Source organism: Pseudomonas capeferrum (assembly GCF_013523055.1).
Taxonomy (GTDB): Bacteria; Pseudomonadota; Gammaproteobacteria; order Pseudomonadales; family Pseudomonadaceae; genus Aquipseudomonas; species Aquipseudomonas capeferrum_A.
Genome location: NZ_JAAMQM010000059.1, coordinates 1 through 780 on the forward strand (window position 1 = coordinate 1; position 780 = coordinate 780).

A 780-nucleotide genomic window follows, 5' to 3' on the forward strand; every position below is an offset into this window, starting at 1 on the left:
TGCTGACCAAAACCTGGTCGCCGCCATTTGGCGTACCTGGAGTCCCTGGATTGTTCGGCGTACCGGTTTCGTCAGTGACGACTGTGTTGGTGCTGCCAGCAGTGATCAGGTTCTCGAAGACCGCATCGCCGGTCACACCGGTGATGGTCTGGGCGATGGCCGGCTGGCCACCGACATAGACGTCATCGTTGGTGGTGATGGTGGCGGTACCGGCGGTACTGCCGCTCGGGATGGTGATCGTGGTGCCATCGGTGAGGGTGAACGTCAGGCCCGCATGGCCGGTAACTGGCAGGCCTTGGGCGTTGCTCAGGGTCACGGTGTAGGTGATCTGGCCGCCTTCGGCGACAGTGGTCTTGTCGGCGGTCAGGGTCGCCACGACATCGTTGATGGTGTCGGCGATCTGCACGGTGGCCGAGCCACCCAGCTGCAGGTTCTCGAAGGTCTGGTCGTCAACGGTGGCATCGGTGATGCCGACAGTCAGGGAACCAGCATCCTTGAAGACGTCCTCGCCCTGGGCATCGGTGCGGTAGGTGGCTTCGGTTTGGCCTGCGGCGATAAGGACCTTGTCACCATTGGTCAGGGTGACGGTGAGGTCACGGTCCAGGACCTGGTTGACGCGTACGGTGAAGACCGGCTGCTGGGCTTCGGTGACATTGCCATTGCTGACGATCGAGACGGCGATCTGGTCGCCAGTGTTCGGCGTGCCAGGGGTACCCGGATTACCTGGAGTTCCCGGTTCGTCAGTGACGACTGTGTTGGTGCTGCCAGCAGTGATCAGGT

Annotated in this window: 1 protein-coding gene; it reads right to left on the minus strand. The window is 62.3% G+C overall.

What is annotated here, in order from left to right:
- A partial coding sequence (locus G7009_RS27295) for an immunoglobulin-like domain-containing protein (protein ID WP_375139581.1) occupies nucleotides 1–780 on the minus strand: 780 nt, incomplete at both ends.